Below are 15306 nucleotides of genomic sequence, written 5' to 3' on the forward strand. Positions count from 1 at the left end.
TTTTTTCCCGGTTATTTTTAAGCCCAGGTATAGAAACCTAAATTAACTAGCTACTTCAGTGAACGAAATTACCAAATTGCTGCGTCCACAAATCATAATAAGTTCCTTTGTAACTCATAAGAGCTGAGTGGCAACCATCTTCCTGAATTATTCCATTTTTCAGAACTATTATCCTATCGGCATGTTGAATGGTGGTTAGCCGATGGGCAATAACAATAACAGTTCTTCCTTTAGAACGCAAATTGGTAATTATTTGTTGAACAAATTGCTCTGAAATTGAGTCAAGCGCAGAAGTAGCCTCATCTAAGACTAATATTTCCGGATCAAAGTACAAGGCCCTTGCAATCGCAAGCCTCTGTTTTTGACCAGCTGATAAAATTATTCCATTTTTTCCAATCCTGGTGTAAAATCCGTCCTGCAAATTCTCTATAAAAGAAAGTATACCTAAATTAAGGCATATACTGATGATGTGCTGCATATCAGGATTCTGTTCTCCAAGTGCGATATTATCAATTACGTTACCAGAAAAAATATCAACCTCCTGCGGGACAATCGCAATCAATCTACGCAAAGTTGATACCTCAAAATCAGAAATCAGATGATCTCCTATTAATATTTCCCCTGAGGTAGGTGTATACAGATGCTGAAGAAGGGAAGTTAATGTAGATTTACCACATCCACTTTCGCCAACAATTGCCGTGAGTGATCCCTTATCGATCGTAAAGTTTAGTTCATTCAAAACATTTCGATTGCTGCCATATCTAAAACTTACCTTATTAAACCGTATATCTCCCATATTAGATTTTGAGAAAATTACGTTTCCCCCTTTATCTTCCGTTTCAAGATCCATAATTTCGAAGAGCCTGTCAGAGGCAATAATTGCATCCTGGATAGATCTGTTTGCGCTGACCAATGCAGTCAATGGCCCGGTAAAGTAGCCTATAAGAATATAAGAAGAGAGTAAAGTCCCGGGCGTAACCTCTCCTTGAAAAACAGCCTTGGAGCCGATCCATAAAAGTAATATTGCAATCAGGCGAGAAATAAATTCTGTCGAAATGCCTGATATTATTGAGTTTATTCCAGAAACGAATACAGATTTTAGCAAAACATGTATTCTTTCTTGAATTTGATCATTCGAAAAGTATTGGAGATTGAACCGCTTTAATGTACTAACAGAAGTTAGGCTTTCTACTAATTGAGATTCCAATTGAGCTGAGTTTTCCATGATTCTGCGCTGTGAACCGCTATTCACCCTATCCGTAATAAGGTAAATAATGAGGTAAAGTGGTAACAATAAAAATAAAGTCAGGCCTAATTTCCAATGATAAAAGACCAAGAATATCAATGAGAGAACTACGATAAAGAGGCTTACCATCAAATTTACACTTACTTCATTGATGAAAGACCGTATTTTTACTGCATCATTTATACGCGAAATGATCTCCCCAACACGCATAGCATCAAAGAACTTTTGGGGCAGGCCCATCAAGTGCTTGTAATACCCCAGAATAAGCGAGGAATCGATATTTTTTCCTGTTTTAAGTAAGAGTACCCCTTTCAATGCACCGATAATCACCTGAAAGACAAGCACAACCAACATGCCCATGACAACTAAATTTAATGATCCATAGTCTCCCGCGATTATGATGCTATCAGTAATTCTTTTAATGAAGAGAAAAGATGATAAAGCTAAAACGGTATAAATTAATGCGCACAACGAAGCCTGAAATAACATTACTTTTTGAGCGGAAATCAGTGTCCAAAAGCGTGAAAATACTGAGCGAGTGAATGTGCCAGGCACAAATTTTTCACTTACACTAAACAAGATTAATATGCCATTCCATTGGGTCCCGAATTTTTCATCACTATAACGATGACTCTTTCCATCGGCAGGATCCATAATGGTAACGGAGGAGTGCCCGACTTTATCTAACACAATAAAATGATTATCGCCATTTGGCTTTTTTATACAGGCTACTGCAGGAAGAGGTATGTTGCCGAGGTTTTCCAGATTAGTCCTTACTCCTTTTGCCTTGAATCCTAATGCTGCTGCTGCCTCCACCATTCCAAATATATTTGTTCCGCTATCATCTGTTGAAGCTAGCTGTCTAATCCTTGCTACAGGCACCTTCAAACCATAATGTGCTACAACTGAAGCTAAACATGCGGCCCCACAATCTGTTGTATCATGTTGTTTTATGTTTTTATTGTATCTCTGCAATTAAGTATCGGTTTGTTGTAATATATAAGTGAAATTTGTGTTGCTGGTTAATAGAATCCAAGCAAGGTGCAAGGCATAGCTTTCTTACCACCACTTTGATCCTTTTTCTGTTCGGAACTTACTTAGCAAAATTGCTATACCTTTATGGAGAAGCATCCTTCAGTAAGAGATATAGTTAAATGCACTAAAGGCTTTTAAAAAGGGAGGTTAGACTAAAAAATAGTGATTTTGGTTATATTGCAAATATCTATGTCTATGTTCCCTAAAATTAATGAGTTGCCACTCACTTATACCTTGTGCCTGACAATATTGCTGACAAGTGTTGCCGGTTTCTATTTTAAAAAGGTTCGGCAGGTGCTGTTGTTACATCCCTTTGAAGTCTTTGCAAAAAAAAAGTACTATACCCTTTTTACTTCTGCCTTTATTCATCGCGGCTGGGTTCATCTCTTAGTAAACATTTACATATTTTATGGTGCTGCAAGAGATGTTGAGTATATCATTTTGGAAGAGCGGTTTCCATATAAAATGATCGTATTAATTTATGCTTTGTTATTACTTGTATCAATCATATTGCCTAACCTGATTATCAGTGCTGTTAAAAAAACGGAACTAGCTTATACTACATTAGGGTTTTCCGGAGCAGTTTTCGGATTTCTTGGATTTTCATTACTTTACTTGCCATTAGATCATCCTGAAAAGCCCTATAAAGTTTTGCCGTTTTTATATTATAGTTATGAGTTTGCGTGGGTGCTTCTTTTAATACTGATCCTAATGCCCATCGTATTCAAAAAATCGAAGACCAACCATTGGGTTCATATTTTGGGATTTATGATTGGACTATTGGTAGCTATGGTGATTAGGCCTGAATTAGTAAAAGAACTTTGGAGGCATTTTTATAATTAATCAAACCAACTGGCAATGAGTCCTACGGTTCCTAAAATTGCTCCCCCTATTGCATTTACCGCTGAATCAAATGTGCTTCTTTCTTTTTCTTTAGAACCAGCTTTGATTTCGATCATTTCATCGTAACTTAAGTTTTCCATTTTTTAGTAATTAAGGTTGTGAATGTTAATACACAAAAATGGAAACTGACTAAGCGCATGGCAACAACGACAAGTTATACCCTATAACTTGTGGTTATTATTTAAGTTATTTATTTTGCAAGTAGATTATGAAACAGATAGGAGAAAACATAAGGAACATCCGGGAAGCGAAAAAAATATCACAGTATGCAGTTGCATACACTATAGGGATTTCACAGGCTGCTTATTCTAAAATCGAAAGAGGAGAAACAGAAATGAAAGCCAGCCATCTTTATATGATTGCAAAAGTTTTGGATACCTCTATTTATGATCTTTTACCTCCATCACTCGCTAGCAGCATGTTCGGGACTCACGAGTATCTCCTGGCTCCGATCGTAAGCAAAGTTAAGGGTTTATGGTATTGGTATAAAGCGAAAATGAGATATAGAAAAGTCAAAAATGAGATCCTAAACATGTAATTTACCTATTTGCAAGGAACCTATGAGGTTATAAATAAGCACCAACCATGCATTTATCCTCCATAATTGATATAACGCTGTATGGCGGGTTTGCTAATAGGCCTTTAATAGGCCACAAAAATTTATGGGTTTATTTCCGGGCAAAAAATCCAGGTTATAAATGCCAAACCCAGTCTTTTAACCAATAATGCTTAGCATTAGGCTCCAAATAGCCGATTATGCTACCTCCACCACAATTACCCCTGAACAGATGAACATCATGATTGAAAATTACAAATTTGGCAGATTAAATTTAGGTTGATGAATATCCATACGAAACCCACTTTATTAGCCATTGCGGTTTTTATCGTAACCACGCTTATTTACGCAACATTTGAAGCAGAATCAGACGGTTTTACTTCAATCGGATTTCCTTTAACGTTTAACAAATACACCTATGGCAAAATAGATCCCGCTGATATTGCATTGGCCCATATCGGCTTTAATACCAGCAATTTTCTATTAGATATGCTCGTGTTAGTGATCATCATTTGGGGATTTGATTTCATTCGGGTAAAATATTTAAAAAAACAGTAGTGTTTGAAGTTGACACCTACAGTACACGTTCGCAGTTCACTAATTTCTCTCCGCTTGATGATGTCAACTCCTTTACAACCGTTCTTTTCCTATTAATTGCACCGATAGAAACAAGCTCTGTCTTATCTCCTTCGTACGCATATATAATTAAATCATCTTCAGTACATCATTCATTTTCTCAGTAAATTGGCATTCCATGTTCCAAGCCATCTTACGAGCCTCATTCAGTATTAGCAACGCTTATCGTGAATTTCCCTGCCAGTCATTTCAAAAATTTAATTATATGAACTTTCCATACTCTAAATTAATCATTTGTAAACAGTATTTCTGGGATTCCCCTAAAAGTAGCCACATTCTATTGCCGCACGTTGGGCAGGTTGTCGGTTGATCAGATACTAAAATATTTCTAGTGTTTCCATCAATTGTTTTGCAAGGCATTTCTCGTTTAACGCTTAAATATATTCTCCCGATGCCACTCCACTGCTTCCGCCCCTGGAAAATGAATTCTTTTATTTGGCAATAAAATTTTTCTTCCTGCCAATCCTTTCAAGGTATATGCATGGGTTTCCTTTTCAATCACATGATCAGAAACAAGAATGGTGTAGTCAGCAGAAATACTGACAAGTCCACGGTCAAAAGCCCTGTGTAAATTAGGGCATAAAGCTATGCCATTGGTGACCTGATCATCATGTGTTTGGCTAAAAGGCACAATGTGGCAGGCATCAACAAAGCTATGCCCGAAGGTACTGCTCAATTGCATGCCCGTAAAACTGCATTGGTTACCATAAATTTTCGGCACTAGTTTTTTGAACAATCCGTTTCTAACGAAAACATCCTCTTCTGTATTGATAGAGATGCGCTTATATTTAGCTTCGGGTTCATTTAATACAAAATCCTCCTGATCATGCAGGTAACCATCGCCATGTTTTTTGGCTGCAATAAAACCGGCCTTGCCTTCGGCAAAATAAGTATCAAGCAATACTGCAGTAGCCACTGACCTGTTGTTGGCATCACTTAATAATAGAAATAACTGTGGATCAAAATAGCCGAAGGCACAGGTTTCGCTTAATCGGGTTACCGATTTGATATGTGCGTTGATTTGCATGCCCAAATTGGGTTGCAACATCCAATATGGCTGCCCTTCTGTTTTTTCGCTTTGCAGATAATAAAAAGGCTGGGTAAAATCAGGTTGGTGCAAAGTGGATACAAGCAAAAGCCAGTTCTCTTTAAAAGTAGCCACTAAATCGGCATTAACTTCAAACTGGTTATTAATGACCAAACCTTTTTCAATGAGCTCGATCAGGCTCAGCAATAATATAGGCTTATGCGGAGCTGGGCCATATTGCGTTACACCTTGTTTAAGGCGGCTAAAAGCTTTGAGGTATTTTTGAAGGGATGAATTCAAGAGGGCAAAATATTTCCGAAGCTAATCAAATGATGGGGGTTTTGGAAATTTAATCCTGCATAAACTGATCTCTTTTATGCCATAGGCGATAAAATACTTCGGGCTATACAGCCAGCACAACCCGAAATAATAAATCAAATGATGTGACATTCACCAGATTCAAATCATTTAGAATCACCCGGCTTATGTTCATGAGGTTTTAGCTCAGGTAGCTTTTTATGGGTCTTCAATAGATATGTCCATAATAAAGAATAAGTGGCAGCGGTCACGACCATGCAAACCAATATGGCGATGTCACGGAAAAGGTCGGCACAATCTGACAGAAAAGTATTCAGGTGATAACCAGGCTGATCGCTGCTCATGAACCACATGGCGAAGATCACCACCACATATTCAAACACGATGGTGCTTAAAAGGATGACCATTAATTGGTTAAAACCCTCTTTACGGTGAACGACAGGGGATAAAATAAGGGTCCAGATGATAAAAACACCAATAAATACCGGACTCAGGCCTATAAAAAACAGCCCTGCATATCCTGATTGATCTGGCAATGCCACAAAGGAAGCGATTAAAGCGGTAAATGTGGTCAATACCGAGATCAGTAGTAAAGATTTAAATTTGAGTTCCATTCCAATAAGTGATTGATTTAATGCCTCCAGGCTTGGGTCAACATGATCAGGCCTTAAATTTTAAGAGGGAGATTGCTCCAGGCTGTCAGAAAGCCCCGACGGAGCGGCTAAGATCCAGCTGATCCCCGCTTCCGCCTCCTGAATAGGAGCACTCACCTGGGCAGCTGGCGGAATAAACGCTACTTCAACCCCATCCTTTAAGTGGCGGCAATAGGCCAGCTGGCAGGCAAAATAGCGGCGGTCGGCCTTCTGCACTTCCCGGTGCAGATAAGAGATGCCCATAGCCACCAGCACCAGGCGGTCGCCCTGATGCGCAAAAGGCACCTGCAGTTGAGCACCGGGAAAATCCGCTTGTTCAAAAGAAAGGCAAAGATCGTTAATGCTGATAATTTCATACTGACCGCTGTCCACATCAAAATTGAACAACATCACCTGCAATATGCAGGCATCCGCTTTCGGAATGCGTTTAACCAGCTGCAGGATATCGGTTTTGGGCAATTGCAACACCATCGTATCAGGGCCTGCTAAGCTAAACTGAGGCTTTTGCAGCAAAAGGTGGTCAAGCCGTGTGGCTGCATTAAATTCAAAATCCTGCAACAGGCTGATATTGCCGTCTTGCAGTTTCTTTTGGCCGGCACAGGCAGCAGGTATGGTTTTAAACACGTCAACAAGTTTTTTATTGAGTCGGTTATGCAGGTCACCATAGCCGTAACGCTTCACCATCGGTGCAAAAGCCTTTCTGATGTAAGCACCATTTCTGCTGGCCGCCCCAAAATCTGCAGCACTTTTCCGGCTGTTTTCAGAAAGTGTGTATGCTGCCGCCTTTTGCCGCACCACATCTGTCTTACCTCTTCTATAAAAAACAAGTTCTCCGAGTTGCCCGGAAAATCGCATCATCCCGTTTAATGTGGCCATAATGTTGTATATTAGCGTAGTCTGAAGATTATACTTCTAAAATAGCAAATTTCTGCTTCCCATACCAATCAAACTTCCGGTAAAGTCCACCATAAGTCTGCCTTTAGTCTACCACTAGTCCACCTTTTGCCCGGGCTTGCATTACACTTGCCCTGAGCCTGCTTCGACCCTGCTTCGAGTCTGCGTTTACGATCTTGTCCCCGGCAAGAGAAAAAAGCGAGGATCTGTAGACTAGGTGACGAATGGAGAGTGCCTGATATAGACTGGAAAAGCTAAAGCGGAACAAAACAACTGGTAAACTGGCAACTAAACTCCTGTTTACCTGGCCCTGGCAGTAAATAGGTTTTATCCGCCATTCAGACCAACAGGATACCTCAAGATTTTTTGTGCATCGGGTTATTCTATTTTTACCTTTCCAACATAACAAAAAAACCATCCGCTTTTACTACCTTTGCGGCTCAAAATTTACAGTAGAATGAGTCAGTCCATTAAAATTAAAAACGCTTTAATTTCAGTATATTATAAAGATGGTTTGGAGCCATTGGTAAAGTTATTGGCCGCTCAGGGCGTTCAGTTATTCTCTACCGGTGGAACAGAGCAATTTATTAAAGATTTAAATTTACCGGTTACCGCAGTGGAAGATTTAACAGGTTACCCCTCTATTTTAGGCGGGCGTGTGAAAACACTGCATCCAAAAGTTTTTGGCGGAATTTTAAATCGCAGGGGTTTATCCGGCGACCAGGAGCAAATCGCTGAATATGAAATCCCTGAAATTGACTTGGTTATTGTCGATTTATATCCTTTTGAAGAAACGGTAAAAGCCGGCGGAACAGCAGCAGAAATTATTGAAAAAATTGACATCGGTGGTATTTCACTCATCCGTGCTGCTGCGAAAAACTTTAATGATGTGGTGATCATTGCCTCTAAGCACGACTATCCTACTTTACAGGCGCAACTGGAAGCACAAAATGGCGAAACCACATTGGCACAACGTAAATCATTTGCTAAAACAGCTTTTCATACTTCATCACATTACGATACGGCCATTTTTAATTATTTTAATCAGGAAGAACCATTAGACGTTTTTAAACAAAGCGTAACGGAAGCTAAAACCTTGCGTTATGGTGAAAACCCGCACCAGGGAGCCGTATTTTATGGAGACCTGGATGCCATGTTTACCAAACTGAACGGAAAAGAACTTTCCTATAATAACCTGGTAGATGTGGATGCTGCTGTGGCACTGATCGATGAATTTGAAGACCCCACTTTTGCCATCTTAAAACACACCAATGCCTGTGGTATTGCTTCCCGCCCTACCGTAAAACAGGCCTGGATTGATGCTTTGGCATGTGATCCGGTTTCGGCTTTTGGCGGCGTTTTAATTACCAATGTAGCAGTAGATTTAGCAACCGCAGAAGAGATTAACAACCTGTTTTTTGAGGTCCTGATTGCACCTTCCTATCAGCCGGAAGCGGTGGAGTTATTCAGCAAAAAGAAAAACCGAGTGATTTTACAGCGCAACGATGTTGAATTAAGCAAAAAACAATTTAAAACCTTATTAAACGGCGTGATTGAGCAGGATAAAGATTTAATTATCGAAGGTCCGGAGCAAATGACTACCGTTACCGAAAAGGCTCCTACTGCGCAAGAATTAAAAGACCTGTACTTCGCCAATAAAATTGTGAAACATACTAAATCAAACACCATTGTTCTGGTTAAGAATGATGTATTGATTGCCAGTGGTGTGGGCCAGACTTCACGTGTGGATGCCTTAAGACAAGCCATCGACAAGGCCGCTTCATTCGGTTTCAGTGTAGCAGGTTGTGCCATGGCATCAGACGCCTTTTTCCCTTTTCCTGATTGTGTGGAGATTGCTGCCGATGCCGGAATCACTGCTGTTTTGCAACCGGGCGGATCCATTAAAGATGCAGATTCTGTGGCAAAAGCAAATGAAAAAGGCATTGCAATGGTCACTACCGGTGTAAGACACTTTAAGCACTAGGTGGTTTGGTTGGCTGGTTGGTTGAGATTGAAGACTTAAAAATTTAAAATCTACATGGGTTAAACAGGCAAGACTGAGCAACTAAATACCATCAAACTAAAAAACCAACGAACTAAACAATAAAAAAGCTATTTTTACATTAGGAATAGTATAGATTTAACAATTAAAGAAAATAAAACTCATACATGGGATTATTCAATTGGTTTACGCAGGAAGTGGCCATCGATTTAGGTACTGCGAATACCCTGATTATACATAATGATAAAGTTGTGGTAGACGAACCATCTATCGTAGCTTTTGATCGTACGACAAACAAGGTCATTGCCATCGGCCGTCAGGCGATGCAAATGGAGGGTAAAACCCATGATAATATCAAGACTGTTCGCCCATTAAAAGATGGTGTAATTGCTGATTTCAACGCTGCTGAAGCGATGATAAAAGGCATGATCCGCATGTTGAACGGTGGTAAAGGCTGGATGTTTCCCTCTTTAAGAATGGTTATTTGTATTCCTTCCGGGATCACTGAAGTGGAAAAACGTGCGGTACGTGACTCCGCTGAAATTGCAGGCGCAAAAGAGGTTTACCTCATCCACGAACCCATGGCTGCTGCCGTAGGTATCGGGATCGACGTGGAAGAACCTATGGGTAACATGATCATCGATATCGGTGGTGGTACTACTGAAATTGCGGTGATTGCCTTATCCGGTATTGTGTGCGACCAGTCCATCCGCGTGGCGGGTGATAACTTCGATTCAGATATTGTGAATTATATCCGTCGCCAGCATAACATCATGATTGGCGATCGTACTGCCGAGAAAATTAAAATTGAGGTGGGTGCAGCATTACCAGAGTTACAGGATGCTCCTGCTGATTTCGCTGTTCAGGGTCGTGATTTAATGACGGGTGTTCCAAAACAAATCACCGTATCCTATACCGAAATTGCCCATTGTTTAGATAAATCAATCTCCAAAATAGAAGAAGCGATTCTTAAGGCATTAGAGATTACCCCTCCGGAACTTTCTGCAGATATTTACCAGACGGGTATTTATTTAACAGGCGGAGGTGCGTTATTAAGAGGTTTAGATAAACGTGTAGCAGCAAAAACAAAATTACCGGTACACGTTGCCGAAGATCCGCTTCGTGCCGTAGTTCGTGGAACAGGTATTGCGTTGAAAAACATTGGCGGATATAAATTCTTAATGCAATAATTACAGTTACGGGTTATAGGTTACGGTTTAAAGGCCCAGACTTATAACCTATAACTCATAACTTACAACCCGAATGCGTAACCTTTGGATTTTTGTCAGCAGATATAACGCATTTTTCCTGTTTATTATTTTTTTCCTGATCGGGATTTACCTCACTGTAAAAAATAACGCCTACCAAAGGAGTGTTACGCTCAACTCCTCGAATGAGGTGATCGGAACGGCTTATGAAAGGCTGAATGTTTTTAAAAGATATTTAAACCTCGGAATGGTGAATGACAGTTTAGCCGCTGAAAATGCTAAACTTAAAAGTGAATTACTCGCTTTACATACCATAGATACCGCTAAAGATGTTAAAGTAGTGGATACCTTAACTGATCAGCAATACACTTATCTGGCGGCCAAAGTGGTTAAAAATTCAGTGACATTGCGCAATAACATCATGACTATCAATAAGGGAAGTGTAGATGGAATTAAAAACGGGATGGCCGTAATTGCACCTCAGCGTGGGGTAGTGGGGCTGATCAGGGATGTTTCTGAACACCTGGCCACCATCCAGTCTTTGCTGCATAAGGATACCCGGATTAGTGTAAGTTTAAAGAAAAATCATGCCCTGGGCTCTTTGGTTTGGGGAGATGGTAATTTTGATATCAGAAAAGCTTTTATTAAAGAAGTGCCCAACCACATCAAAATGTATGTGGGTGATTCGGTGATCACATCAGGATATGGCTCCTTCCCTGCCGGCATTTTTGTAGGAAAAATCATCAAGCCCAATGTAGCCACCAATGATAATTTCCTGTCGGGAGAACTGAATCTGGTGACTGATTTTAGTACGTTACAATATGTTTACGTAATAAAAGATAAAAAAGCAGAAGAACAGAAAGCTTTAGAAAGTTTAGTTAAACCAAATGAATAGCAGAATTATAATCGTAAATATAATCAGGTGGTTTGTATTGCTTTTTGTGCAGATTTTTCTGCTGAAGAACATGGGCTTTTATGACCTGTCTACGCCATTTATTTATATTCTTTTTTTATTGCTCCTGCCATTCGGCATGCCAAATATTTTGCTTTACCTGCTGGCTTTCGGAACAGGCTTAACATTAGATGCTTTTTACGACACCATGGGCGTACATGCTACCGCCTGTGTGGTACTGGCATTTGTCAGGATTTCTTTTATTTCCATTAGTTTAAACCGCGACGCCATTGATGACCCTGAACCTTCGTTAAGCTATATGGGCTTCCAGTGGTTTTCGCTTTATGCTTTTCTTTGTGTGATTGCACATCATTTGGTACTGTTTTTTTTAGAAACATTCAGGTTAACAGAAATTGGTTACACCTTAATGAGATGCGGCATAAGTTGTATCTTTACACTGCTTATTATTTTATTGGTAGAGTTTATATTCTATAAAAGAACATCGCGCTAAATGGATCAGTTATTTAACCGAAAATATATCATTCAGGGATTATTTATTGTTATTGCCCTGATTTTGCTGGGGAAGTTATTCTATATCCAGGTGGTGAGTGATAAATATTTTCTTTCTGCGGAGAGTAACGTTTTACGCAAGCTTTATAAATACCCTGCCCGGGGTGCCATTCTGGACCGGAACATGAAAGTGATCGTTCAAAATGAGCCGGTATATGATTTGATGGTAACCCCAAGCGAGGTTAAACCCTTTGATACCCTCGCACTGGCACAGGCACTGGAAATTTCAGTGGCTGATGTACGTAAGAAATTAAAAAAGGCCAAAGCGCAATCTGCTTATCAGGCTACTTTTTTTGACCGTCAGATTTCTGTACAATCCTATGCCCGTCTTCAGGAAATTATGTACCGTTTTCCAGGTTTCAGAACGCAGGACAGAACCATCAGGCACTATCCGGACAGCATTGCCGGACAGCTTTTTGGTTATGTTAAAGAGGTAAGTCCGGATGATATTGAAAAATCGGAAGGCTATTATAAACCAGGTGATTTTATTGGCAAAAGTGGACTGGAGCGCTCTTATGAAGATTTTCTGCGTGGGGAAAAAGGTGTAATCAATATGCTTTACGATGCTAAAAACATTGCACAAGGAAGCTATTCGGCAGGTAAATACGATATAAATGCAGTTTCCGGTGATCGCTTAATCTCTTCTTTGGATATTAGAATTCAAAAGCTTGGTGAAGAACTCATGAAAAATAAGGTGGGTGCTATTGTAGCGATAGAGCCTTCAACAGGTGAAATCCTTGCTTTTGTAAGCAGTCCGGGTTATGATCCGAATCAGCTTGTTGGAAAAGACTGGGGTAAAAACTATATGGGTTTACTGGCCAATCCTTATCGTCCGCAAATTGTGCGCCCTATTGCCGGTCAATATTCACCCGGATCATCATTTAAACCGGTAGATGCTTTAGTGGCCCTGCAAGATGGTGCTATCGATCCGAATACCACCTTCACTTGCCCGGGTTATTACCAGGCCGGAAACCATAGGGTAAAATGCGAACACATTGATGGCACGATTAACATGCAGCGCGGAATTGCCAGAAGCTGTAATACCTATTTCTGTCACGTTTTTCAGAATATCATCACCAAAAACGGGATGAAAAATCAACGTCAGACTTACGCGCACTGGCATGATCAGATTTCGAAATGGGGTTTTGGCCAAAAACTGGGCATCGACATGCCTTTCGAAAAGAAAGGCATATTTTATACGGCAGATCATTACGATAAAATTTATGGCAAACGCTGGGGATATACCACGGTGATCTCTCAGGCCATTGGCCAGGGAGAAATTACCTCTACGCCCTTACAGATGGCAAATGTTATGGCAGCAATCGCCAATCGCGGTTATTACCTCAAACCTCATTTAATTAAGGGGATTGGCGATAAAAAGGTAGTCAAAAAAGAATACCTTGAGAAAAACTATGTAGGTATAGATGAAAAATACTTTCAGCCGGTGATTGAAGGCATGAGAGATGCGGTAAATAGTTCATGGGGAACAGCAAAGGAATCCAGAATTCCAAATATCCTGATGTGTGGAAAGACGGGTACGGTACAAAATCCGCATGGTAAAAACCACTCGGTGTTTATAGGCTTCGCGCCCATGGATAACCCAAAAATTGCCATAGCTGTGATTGTAGAAAATGGTGGTTTCGGGGGCTCGTATGCAGCACCTATATCCAGTTTTATAGTAGAAAAATATTTAACAGATTCCATCAAACCAAAGGCAAATGGTTATACGGTTAAAGCCTTTGCAGAAACCAATCTATTGCCAGCCATCATTGATAAAACGAAAAAACCAAAACCGGTAAAGGCAGATAGTATTTCAATTAAAAAGCTTGATTCCATCAAAAGATTAAAAGACAGCCTTAAACTGAAATCTGCAGCAACAAAAACTGTTGCAACCAGGCCAAAAGGGTTAACCACAGTGTTAAAGGATAAACCTGTCATCCAAAAATAATATGCAGCAACAACAGGGAAATCGTTTCTTTTTTAATGTAGACTGGATTACAGTTTTAATTTACATCGCCCTCTGTGCAGTTGGTTTTATTAATATTTTTGCTTCCGTTCCTCCTGAAAAGTCTTCTATATTTAGCTTCAATACCCTATACGGCAAGCAATTAATTTACGTGCTAACAGGGTTGGTGCTTGGCCTGTCGATATTACTTTTCGATGGGAGAATATTTAACGTGTTTTCTCCTTTTATTTATGGCGGTACTTTACTGCTTTTACTGGCCGTTTTAGTCATTGGAAATAAAGTAGCCGGGAATCAGGCCTGGATTGCCATAGGTTCCTTTAAGCTACAACCGGCAGAGTTTGCCAAATTTGGCACGGCATTGCTTTTAGCCAGGTATGTGGGGAGCTTTAATCCAAAATTCAGGGATTTAAAATCCATCGCCATCGCCGCATTAATTGTTGGCGCACCTTTGGTATTGATTATGCTGCAGCCCGATACGGGTTCTGCACTGGTTTTTTTAGCCTTTATGTTCCCCTTATACCGCGAAGGTTTATCAGGCTACTTTTTATTGATCTTCCTGGGCATGATTGTTTTGTTTATTGCTGATTTCCTCGTACCAACATATATTCTTATCATCATCATTACCGCAGTTGCCGGCCTGTTTATCTACAATAACCGCAGGAAACAGAAAATAATATTCTCCACTGTTCTGGTTACTGTACTGGCCATCGGTTATTTATTTCTGATCAAGGTAGCTTATGAAAAGGTATTGGCTCCGCACCAGAGAAGCCGGATTGAGTTGATGTTAGGCCTTAAAACAGATAACCGGGGTGCTGGTTACAATGTGATTCAATCGCAAATCGCCATTGGCTCCGGACAGGTAACAGGACGTGGTTTCTTAGAAGGTACACAAACCAAATATGGCTATGTACCAGAGCAAAGTACCGATTTTATTTTCTCTACCATTGGTGAAGAATGGGGTTTTCTGGGTTGTTCAGTGGTGATTGCCTTATATATTTTTCTGTTATTAAGGTTAATCAATCTCGCTGAAAGGCAAAGATCTACCTTTTCACGGGTTTATGGTTACAGTGTAGCCTGTATTCTTTTCTTCCACGTATTTATCAACATCGGCATGACGATTGGCATCATTCCCGTAATTGGAATTCCTTTGCCGCTGATTAGCTACGGTGGTTCCTCATTATGGAGTTTCACCATATTGTTATTTATCTTCCTGAAACTGGATTCAAACAGAATGGGCTTTTTTTAAGAGATAGAAAGAGCAAGGAACAAAGATAAAAAGAACAAAGAGCAAAGAACATATATTGCTAAACAAAACTATTGTAGTTCAATAAAACCTCATCATGTATTGCATGTTGTGTGCTTACCGCAAGATCATGTTCCACACGATGCGCCAGGACTTA

14 protein-coding genes are annotated in these 15306 nt (G+C 40.1%); 9 read left to right on the plus strand and 5 right to left on the minus strand.

From position 1 onward, the window contains the following. Positions 1-55: 55 nt before the first annotated feature. Positions 56-2221, minus strand: a complete 2166-nt coding sequence (locus tag OQ267_RS12635) for a peptidase domain-containing ABC transporter (RefSeq protein WP_265836186.1) — start codon at positions 2219-2221, stop codon at positions 56-58. A gap of 222 nt (positions 2222-2443) precedes the next feature. On the opposite strand from OQ267_RS12635, the gene OQ267_RS12640 reads away from it, so the two are divergent. After that, the gene (locus OQ267_RS12640; RefSeq protein WP_265836187.1) at positions 2444-3124 is read left to right on the plus strand and encodes a rhomboid family intramembrane serine protease; all 681 of its coding nucleotides are present in this window, start codon (positions 2444-2446) and stop codon (positions 3122-3124) included. Here OQ267_RS12640 and OQ267_RS12645 read toward each other — a convergent pair. Then, a complete protein-coding gene (locus OQ267_RS12645; protein WP_265836188.1) occupies positions 3121-3264 on the minus strand; it encodes a hypothetical protein in 144 nt (47 codons plus the stop codon). The genes OQ267_RS12640 and OQ267_RS12645 overlap by 4 nt on opposite strands. Before the next feature lie 128 nt (positions 3265-3392). Here OQ267_RS12645 and OQ267_RS12650 point away from each other — a divergent pair, with 128 nt between their 5' ends. Continuing rightward, positions 3393-3722: a helix-turn-helix domain-containing protein gene (locus OQ267_RS12650; protein WP_265836189.1), complete on the plus strand. Its 330-nt coding sequence runs from the start codon at positions 3393-3395 to the stop codon at positions 3720-3722. Positions 3723-4022: 300 nt separating this feature from the next. Next, on the plus strand, positions 4023-4298 hold the full coding sequence (locus OQ267_RS12655; RefSeq protein ID WP_265836190.1) for a hypothetical protein: 276 nt from the start codon (positions 4023-4025) through the stop codon (positions 4296-4298). A gap of 445 nt (positions 4299-4743) precedes the next feature. On the opposite strand, the gene OQ267_RS12660 is transcribed toward OQ267_RS12655, so the two are convergent. The 3 genes from OQ267_RS12660 to OQ267_RS12670 form a co-directional block, all read right to left on the minus strand. After that, positions 4744-5703 (minus strand): HNH endonuclease, encoded by a 960-nt coding sequence (locus OQ267_RS12660; RefSeq protein ID WP_265836191.1) that lies wholly within the window; start codon positions 5701-5703, stop codon positions 4744-4746. A 164-nt stretch (positions 5704-5867) separates the two neighbouring features. Then, positions 5868-6335: a hypothetical protein gene (locus OQ267_RS12665; RefSeq protein WP_265836192.1), complete on the minus strand. Its 468-nt coding sequence runs from the start codon at positions 6333-6335 to the stop codon at positions 5868-5870. A 60-nt stretch (positions 6336-6395) separates the two neighbouring features. Then, positions 6396-7250, minus strand: coding sequence for a hypothetical protein (locus OQ267_RS12670; protein ID WP_265836193.1), 855 nt, complete (start codon positions 7248-7250; stop codon positions 6396-6398). Positions 7251-7725: 475 nt separating this feature from the next. On the opposite strand from OQ267_RS12670, the gene purH reads away from it, so the two are divergent. From purH to rodA, 6 genes are all read left to right on the plus strand, one after another. Beyond that, the gene (gene purH / locus OQ267_RS12675; RefSeq protein ID WP_265836194.1) at positions 7726-9252 is read left to right on the plus strand and encodes a bifunctional phosphoribosylaminoimidazolecarboxamide formyltransferase/IMP cyclohydrolase; all 1527 of its coding nucleotides are present in this window, start codon (positions 7726-7728) and stop codon (positions 9250-9252) included. A gap of 185 nt (positions 9253-9437) precedes the next feature. Beyond that, a complete protein-coding gene (locus OQ267_RS12680) occupies positions 9438-10460 on the plus strand; it encodes a rod shape-determining protein (RefSeq protein ID WP_010601761.1) in 1023 nt (340 codons plus the stop codon). Between the two features lie 73 nt (positions 10461-10533). Continuing rightward, on the plus strand, positions 10534-11373 hold the full coding sequence (mreC, locus tag OQ267_RS12685; protein ID WP_088299984.1) for a rod shape-determining protein MreC: 840 nt from the start codon (positions 10534-10536) through the stop codon (positions 11371-11373). Beyond that, a complete protein-coding gene (locus OQ267_RS12690) occupies positions 11366-11881 on the plus strand; it encodes a rod shape-determining protein MreD (RefSeq protein WP_088299985.1) in 516 nt (171 codons plus the stop codon). Before mreC ends, OQ267_RS12690 begins: the two co-directional genes overlap by 8 nt. Continuing rightward, entirely contained in the window at positions 11882-13888 is a 2007-nt protein-coding gene (gene mrdA, locus OQ267_RS12695) for a penicillin-binding protein 2 (protein WP_088299986.1), read from the plus strand. Position 13889: 1 nt separating this feature from the next. Then, positions 13890-15152, plus strand: coding sequence for a rod shape-determining protein RodA (rodA, locus tag OQ267_RS12700; protein WP_088299987.1), 1263 nt, complete (start codon positions 13890-13892; stop codon positions 15150-15152). Positions 15153-15306: the final 154 nt, after the last annotated feature.

The organism is Pedobacter sp. MR22-3 (assembly GCF_026240075.1).
GTDB lineage: Bacteria > Bacteroidota > Bacteroidia > Sphingobacteriales > Sphingobacteriaceae > Pedobacter.

Bases quoted from the DNA above. Each gene is read 5' to 3' on its own strand.
- rodA (WP_088299987.1), top strand. From the start codon at position 13,890: ATGCAGCAACAACAGGGAAATCGTTTCTTTTTTAATGTAGACTGGATT.
- OQ267_RS12665 (WP_265836192.1), bottom strand. From the start codon at position 6,335: ATGGAACTCAAATTTAAATCTTTACTACTGATCTCGGTATTGACCACA.
- OQ267_RS12650 (WP_265836189.1), top strand. From the start codon at position 3,393: ATGAAACAGATAGGAGAAAACATAAGGAACATCCGGGAAGCGAAAAAA.
- OQ267_RS12670 (WP_265836193.1), bottom strand. From the start codon at position 7,250: ATGGCCACATTAAACGGGATGATGCGATTTTCCGGGCAACTCGGAGAA.
- OQ267_RS12680 (WP_010601761.1), top strand. From the start codon at position 9,438: ATGGGATTATTCAATTGGTTTACGCAGGAAGTGGCCATCGATTTAGGT.
- OQ267_RS12655 (WP_265836190.1), top strand. From the start codon at position 4,023: ATGAATATCCATACGAAACCCACTTTATTAGCCATTGCGGTTTTTATC.
- purH (WP_265836194.1), top strand. From the start codon at position 7,726: ATGAGTCAGTCCATTAAAATTAAAAACGCTTTAATTTCAGTATATTAT.
- mrdA (WP_088299986.1), top strand. From the start codon at position 11,882: ATGGATCAGTTATTTAACCGAAAATATATCATTCAGGGATTATTTATT.
- OQ267_RS12645 (WP_265836188.1), bottom strand. From the start codon at position 3,264: ATGGAAAACTTAAGTTACGATGAAATGATCGAAATCAAAGCTGGTTCT.
- OQ267_RS12690 (WP_088299985.1), top strand. From the start codon at position 11,366: ATGAATAGCAGAATTATAATCGTAAATATAATCAGGTGGTTTGTATTG.
- mreC (WP_088299984.1), top strand. From the start codon at position 10,534: ATGCGTAACCTTTGGATTTTTGTCAGCAGATATAACGCATTTTTCCTG.